Here is a 7380-nt window from a genome sequence, read left to right as displayed (position 1 = left end):
CAGAAGGACGTTGAAGATGCGTCGCGTCATCAGGTTAGCGAACTGCGTGTCTTTGAAATAGAGCTGGTTTAATTTAAGCTTGCTGAGCATGGCCTATCACGGTTTATTGGTTTGATGGACAAAAGTAATAGAAATCAAACCTATTTGGATAGTTTTTAAACCACTTTTTTTATATTTGTGTCTAATATTGCATCCGCGAAACCTATAAATGTGTAATGCGGACAGATAATAACGATATTATGATAAAATACATTTTCACCTTACTTATATTTCTCCTTCAATGCTTCACTTTATTTGCCGGTTCGTTTCGTCCCCTGAGTATAAAAGAAGGGTTGAGCAGCCGGCAGGTATTTCAGGTCAGTAAAGATTCTGCCGGTTTTATATGGGCCTATACCCATATGGGGGTAGACCGGTATGACGGCAATGAAATAAAACACTATCAGCTGGACGAAACGGTGGAGTCCAAAGATCATATCCTGTCTTCCACTACCATGACCTGTGATTATTCGGGGAATATCTGGATTGCCTTGAAGAACGGAAAGATATACGCGTACGATAATCGGACGGATGCTTTTCAACTGCGTGTCGATGCATCCGGATATCTTTCTTCTCCGGTCTTGAATAATATCCTTTTTGATGTGGATAACCGCCTTTGGCTGTGTATGTCAACGGGGGTTTACTGTTGGGAAGAAAAGTCCGGCTTATTGCTTGCCGGGTTGAAAGGACAATGCGTCAATTGCATTGTGCAGATAGATGATACTGAATTCTGTGCCGGAACCAATAAAGGTATCTATCGGTTGAAGCGAGCGAATAAAACCGGTTTTTCTTCAGAGGAAGCGATACCTCTTCCCGCGGAAATGCATGTCGAATCATTGTGTGCTTTCGAAGATAAATTATTTGTAGGTACCTTTTCCGACGGGGCTTTTGTCGTGGATAAATCGACAAGGAAGGTGCGGTCTTTCAAAGAGTTCATTCCCCATGTTCCCATTCGCACTTTTGCACAGGCTCCTGATAATACCTTGCTGATAGGAGCTGACGGTGCCGGTGTTTTCCAGATAGACAGAACTACGGAACGGCTTCTGAAGCATTATATCACCAATGAAGATGATGAAAGAAGTCTGAACGGCAATACCGTTTCTGATATTTGTGTAGATGAATTTGGCGGCATTTGGGTGAGTACCTCTACCAATGGCATCAGCTATTTAGACCCCAATATTCCTGATGTAAGGAGAATGAAGCATGAACAGAATAATGCTAATTCCCTGAAATCGGATCATATCAATGTCATATTTCAGGATTCCGAGGGAGATTGCTGGTATGGCACAAACAATGGAGTCAGCCTTTACCGGCACAAACAACGTCAATGGAAGCACTTTCTGGATGGTACGGAGCATGGTTCTAAAGTTGTATTGGCTCTTGCTGAAGATTCAAGAGGAAACATCTGGGTAGGTGGATATGGTATCGGTCTTTATGCTATCCATAAGGGAACAGGCAAGGTGCAAAAGATGGAAAAACGGAAAACCGGTTCGGACAAGGGTGTGGCCACCGATTACATTTATGCTATCCATGCGGAAGGTGATTATCTTTGGATAGGTGGTATTGAAGGCGAATTTACACGCTACAATATGCTGACGAATACTTATACCTATTATCCGATTGATTGTGTAGGAGACTTGAAGTCCGGTAGAGACGGTTCATTACTGATAGCAGGATGTAGTGGTCTGGCTGTTTTCGATAAAGCTACGGGAAAAGCACAGTGGCATCAGAAGTTCGGAGATATTTCCCTGCACTATCCTATCCGATGCTTATTGCAATCTTCATCCGGGGATATATGGCTTGCCACCGACGGAGAAGGATTGGTACGTTTCAAGCCTGATAGAGGAGAGGCGCGTGCCTATACTACGGATGACGGTCTTGCTTCCAATTCCATTAATAGCCTGTTGGAAGATAACGATGGCCGTATCTGGTTCAGTACGGAAAAAGAACTCTATTGCCTGGACTTATCAAACGATATTCTGATCAGCGCAAACGATTTTCTGGATATCACCTGGGGATATTATAACCCTAATTCAGCCTTTAAGCTGGACGACGGATGCCTCGCTTTTGGTACGGCGGAGGGAGTGATAACCTTTTCTCCTTCGCTGAACTTCGGACAGCATGGCCCTATCGAACTGATACTGACAGATTTTAAATTGCTTTATGAATCGGTGAAGGCGGGTATGAAAGGTTCCCTTTTAAAGACTAATATCAACGACACGCAGAAGATCGGCTTGAACTATAACCAGAATTCATTCTCCATTTCTTTCTCTGCCATCAATTTTACGGCTCCGCACAGAATCAGGTATGAGTATATGTTGGAGGGGCATAATGAAGAATGGGAACATTCCAATTCGGTGCGGAGCGTGAACTATATGGACCTTTCTTCCGGTACATACACATTCCGGTTACGGGCATTCGATAAATATACCGGGCAACAGATAGGGGAGCGCAGTCTGAAGGTGGTAATCAGTAGTCCTTACTGGGTTTCATGGTGGGCATTGCTGTTTTATTTTATATTGCTTTCTGTCTTTGTTTATATCTTTGTGCAGTATCGGAGGCATAAAGCCAATGAAGACCGGGTAAAGGAGAAGATACGTTCCTTTATCAGCATAGCGCATGATATACGCACCCCGATCAGCTTGATAAAGGCACCTCTGAGCGAACTTGAAGCACAGCGGGAACTTCCGGAAGAAAGTAAGAAGACAGTGGCGGTAGCTGTGAAGAATGCCGAGAAACTGTTGAGTATGGTTACTCAGTTGTTGGACTTACAGAAAACGGAACTGCATGCCGAATGTCTGAAAGTCTCTCCTTACGATATCAAAGCTTATCTGGAAGAAAAGATAGCGGAGTTCCACATGGCCGTCCTGCAAAAGGGAGTGGAAATTCAGTTGAAGGCAGAGGCGGACATGCCGCAGGTGTGGATGGACCGGGATAAGATGGATCATATTGTGGACAATCTCCTTTCGAATGCCTTGAAATATACGGAGAAAGGGATTATCTATATTACGGTAAGAACAACGAAGAAGAAATGGTCGATTGAAGTAAAAGATACAGGTATCGGCATTCCAAAAGAAGAACAAAGAAATATCTTTCATGAGTATTATCGGGCACAGAATGCCATGAACTTTCAGGAAACAGGTTCAGGTATCGGGCTGATGATTACACGGAGGATTGTGAAGCAGCATCACGGTGATATTTCGTTTAGCAGTACGGAAGGTAAAGGGACGACATTTACCGTTACATTCCCGTTGAAGATAAAGTCGGGGATAGTTGTTGAGCGAAAAGAAAATACGCAGGAAATACCCACTGTTGATACCTTCCCGGAACAGGAAGATGCCGGTAAGAATGTGTTGCTTCTGGCTGAGGATGATAAAGATATGAGGGAGTATCTGATGAACAGTTTGTCATCAGAATATAAAGTAATCGGAGTGCCCGATGGCGGGAAGGCTTTGGAGATGGCAAGGGAGATCAATCCGGATATCATTATTTCGGATATTGTCATGCCCGTGTTAGAAGGTGATGAATTGTGCCGTATACTGAAGTCTTCTGTCGATACGAGCCATATTCCTGTGATACTATTGACGGCTCTGAGTGAAAGGGAGAATATCATATTCGGACTCGAAGCCGGGGCGAATGATTATATAATTAAACCTTTCGACCTCTCTGTCCTGAAAGTCCGGATACGGAATATCCTCCAGAACAGGCAGCATCTTCGCGATACGGTGCTGTCCATGGATACTCCACCGGAAGATACGGATTATACCAGCCAGCTGGACAAAGAGTTTATGGATAAAGTGATGGAAGTGATTGATGAAGAACTTTCTAATTCAGAATTCTCTATCAACGACTTTTGCCGTATGCTGGGCATGAGTCGTACTTCCGTTTATAATAAGATCAAGACCTTGACCGGGCAGGGACCTAATGATTTTATCCGTATTGTCCGTCTGAATAAGGCGAAAGAACTTCTGGCTTCCCGAAGATTTTCGATTGGTGAAGTATCTTCCATGGTTGGATTTTCTGATTCAAAATACTTCAGTACTTGCTTTAAAAAGCAGTTTGGTACGAGTCCCAGCAAGATTTAAAGTATTAAAGATAGCTTTTTAACCACCACGGACAGGTATCAAACCTTTTTTGTTAGATAATCAACTCCCGTTTTCCTGATAGTGCGTAATATTGTGGACAGTAAACAATATTAAAAACGCAATAAAGAATGGAAACTTATTTAGGTCTTGATTTGGGTGGAACCAAGCTACTGATTGGTGAGGTGGACAGCCATGGTAATATTTTAAGGTATAAGAAATATGACTCCGGATATTTTAACCAGCAAGCAGCTTCGGAAATCATAAAGTCGTCACTCGATGATTATATCCGTACGGTGGGTTGGTGTGACCAGAAACCTGTCGGTATGGGAGTCGGGCTGATAGGGCGTGTAGATCCTAATCAGGGCATTTGGTTACAGATTGATCCGAGTCGGACGCAACCGATAGCGCTGGCAAAGGAATTGTCGGATATTTATGGTATCCCCTGCCATATAGATAATGATGTGAAAAGTGCCACTCGCGCTGAACGTGTCTGGGGATTCGGACAAATATCCAAGAACTTTATTTATATTAATGTAGGTACAGGTATTGCCGTCGGTACGGTTATCAATGGCAGGCAGATACGTGGCAGTCACTTCAATGCGGGTGAGGTAGGGCACGTGCGTGTGGGAGTGAATCTTGGCATTAAGTGTGGTTGTGGAAGAATGGATTGTGTGGAGGCCATTGCTGCCGGTATCGGTTTTGATAATTGCGCCCGTCTTCTTCGCAACCGGTATGAAACCAATCTGCATATCCCGGCAGAAAAGGGAGAACGAGTACTAATCAGCGAAGTCTTTGCGCTAAGCCAGAAAGGAGATCCTTTGTGTGTGGCTCTGGTTGAAAATGCTTCGGAAGCTTTGGCAAATCTTATCATGAATCTGGTACGGGTTACTGATCCTGATACAGTGGTATTGGGTGGCGGCATCGTGTCCGACGGATATATTCATGAGAAAATACTGGAGAAACTTCATCCTACTACGATGCGCTTTGTAACCAATGGCGTGGTTATCACTAAACTTAACCCGGGTTTTATAGGTTTGTTGGGTGCGGGCGCAGTGGCGATGAATATGTAAATAGTGATTAATGATTAGTGATAAGAAAGTGGGCTCATGAAAATAACTATAGCAAAGAGTGAAAAAGAGTTTGATTGTATCGCTGCATGGCGCATTATTGGTGAAATTCTGAATAAGCCGGAAAGTGTTATCGGACTTTCTACAGGGCGTACTACCGGCAACCTGCATCGCCTGGTTGGAGAAATCTATTCCCGATATCCTTTTGATGTTTCTTCTGTTACATTCTTCGGACTGGACGAGGTGACTAATGTACCCCGTGAGTATGCAGGTGCATGTTACACAATGCTGAAGACAGAACTGATCGATATGCTGGGCATCCAAGAAGACAACTTCTTGATGCTACCTACAGTCTCTGATGATTTTGACAAAGCTTGCAAGCTTTTTCAGCAAGAAATAGAGGACCGTGGAGGCATTGACTTATTGATTTTGGGATTGGGTGAGAATGGCCATCTGGGTTTTAACCAACCTGGTTCTCCCTTAGGAGGAGAAACATGGGTGACTCAAATGAATACTGAACTGGAAGAACGTATCCGACGGGAAACGAATACACCGCCGGAGAAAGAACTGGGTGGTGCTACTTTGGGAATCCGGAACATCATGCAGGCCCGTAAAATCGTATTGGTTGCCAAAGGTGCGAACAAGGCGGATATTGTCAGGAAAATGCTGGAGGGACCCGTTACACCGGAAGTTCCTGCATCGGTACTTCAGCTTCACCCAAATTGCGAATTTCTTTTATTTAATACATGATACTATGACACAACAAGAAAAACAAGTGAACTATATGGGACCATTTATCACAATGGTATTCCTGTTCTTCATTGTAGGTTTCCTCACTACTGCCAATACTCAGTTCCAGGGACCGCTGAAAGAAACATTCCTTGCCGAAGTGGGTGGCCTGAAAAACACATTCGCCACATTGATTACCTTCTCCTGGTTCCTGGCTTATCCGGTCTGTGGTCGGGTAGGGTCGTCCTGGATTAGTAAATATGGCTATAAAGGTACGCTGATGCGCGGACTGTTGGTAATGGTGGTTGGTTTGGGATTATTTTTCGCTTCCTCTTATTTTACGGTTTTCTTTCCGGAAGCCAACTGGCATGCTGGAGGAAATGTTATTCCCGGTGGTTTCTTTATTTTCCTTTTGGGGTCTTTTGTGGTGGGAGCTTCTGCTACCATCTTGCAGGTGGTTATCAATCCTTATCTCACGGCTTGCCATGTGAAAGGTACGCAAGCCATTCAACGTCTTGCCATTGGTGGCTCAGCCAATTCTGTAGGAACCACTTTGGCACCTTATTTTGTTACGGGTGTTGTTTTCGGTGGCCTGGCAATGGAAGATATCCGGATAGATCAGTTAATGATTCCGTTCCTGGTGCTGATAGTGGTGATTTCTTTGATTGTTTTCCTGTTAATGAAACTATCTTTGCCGGATATACAGGGAACTCGGATAGAGAAAGGTGAGAAGCTGGAAAAGAGTATCTGGTCGTTCCGGCATCTCACTTTAGGAGTCTGTGCTATATTCTGTTATGTGGGCGTGGAAGTCTGTATAGGTGCCAATATCAATCTGTATGCCATTGAAATGAATTATGCATCTCCGGCATTAATGGCTACACTGTATTGGGGCGGGATGCTCGTGGGGCGGTTGGTAGGAAGCTCTTTGAGTAAGATTTCTCCTCGTGTGCAGTTGGTTGTAACTACGGTTTCGGCAGGAGCACTTGCTTTATTGGCTATCCTTCTGAATAATCCGTGGTTGCTGACGGCAGTCGGATTGTTCCATTCTATTATGTGGGGAGCCATCTTTACCCTGTCCGTAGCCCATTTGGGCAAATATACATCTGTGGCTTCCGGGGTATTTATGATAGGTGTAGTGGGTGGTGCCATCCTGCCTTTGTTGCAGGGAATACTGGCTGATGTGCTCGGAAGTTGGAGATGGTCTTGGTTTATTGTACTTTTGGGCGAGATATTCATGCTCTATTACGCATTGATAGGTTCACGTATTCGTCAAACAGCTGATTAATTATAATACTTATGAAAAAGATTAGAATGATGATGGCAGCTGCTTTAGCCATATTGGCTTCATGCAGCACCACCAAGTCGGGGGAAAGCACAGCGAACCCCTTGAGTTCCAAAGTGATTGTGGCGTATGTAACTTCTTGGAGTAACATTGTGCCAGAACCCCAGTACATGACGCATAT

The 7380-nt window shown here is 44.1% G+C and carries 4 protein-coding genes; all 4 read left to right on the top strand.

Annotation, left to right across the window (positions count from 1 at the left end):
- The first annotated feature begins 239 nt into the window (after window positions 1–239).
- The 4 genes from BACCELL_RS25010 to BACCELL_RS24995 all read left to right on the top strand — a co-directional run bounded on the left by BACCELL_RS25010 (window position 240) and on the right by BACCELL_RS24995 (window position 7202).
- Window positions 240–4121, top strand: a complete 3882-nt coding sequence (locus BACCELL_RS25010; protein ID WP_236100728.1) for a hybrid sensor histidine kinase/response regulator transcription factor — start codon at window positions 240–242, stop codon at window positions 4119–4121.
- A gap of 128 nt (window positions 4122–4249) precedes the next feature.
- The gene (locus tag BACCELL_RS25005) at window positions 4250–5191 is read left to right on the top strand and encodes an ROK family protein (RefSeq protein ID WP_007214966.1); all 942 of its coding nucleotides are present in this window, start codon (window positions 4250–4252) and stop codon (window positions 5189–5191) included.
- Between the two features lie 36 nt (window positions 5192–5227).
- Complete coding sequence (locus BACCELL_RS25000) at window positions 5228–5938, top strand: 6-phosphogluconolactonase (protein WP_007214965.1); 711 nt, start codon at window positions 5228–5230, stop codon at window positions 5936–5938.
- 4 nt (window positions 5939–5942) lie between these two features.
- On the top strand, window positions 5943–7202 hold the full coding sequence (locus tag BACCELL_RS24995; RefSeq protein WP_007214964.1) for an MFS transporter: 1260 nt from the start codon (window positions 5943–5945) through the stop codon (window positions 7200–7202).
- The last annotated feature ends 178 nt before the right edge of the window (window positions 7203–7380 follow it).

The organism is Bacteroides cellulosilyticus DSM 14838 (assembly GCF_000158035.1).
Lineage (GTDB): Bacteria > Bacteroidota > Bacteroidia > Bacteroidales > Bacteroidaceae > Bacteroides > Bacteroides cellulosilyticus.
Note: the sequence above shows the minus strand (reverse complement) of the source record. Positions and strands in the feature narration are given on the sequence as shown.

Coding starts and splice junctions, on each gene's coding strand:
- BACCELL_RS25005 (WP_007214966.1), top strand. CDS start 4,250: ATGGAAACTTATTTAGGTCTTGATTTGGGTGGAACCAAGCTACTGATT.
- BACCELL_RS25010 (WP_236100728.1), top strand. CDS start 240: ATGATAAAATACATTTTCACCTTACTTATATTTCTCCTTCAATGCTTC.
- BACCELL_RS24995 (WP_007214964.1), top strand. CDS start 5,943: ATGACACAACAAGAAAAACAAGTGAACTATATGGGACCATTTATCACA.
- BACCELL_RS25000 (WP_007214965.1), top strand. CDS start 5,228: ATGAAAATAACTATAGCAAAGAGTGAAAAAGAGTTTGATTGTATCGCT.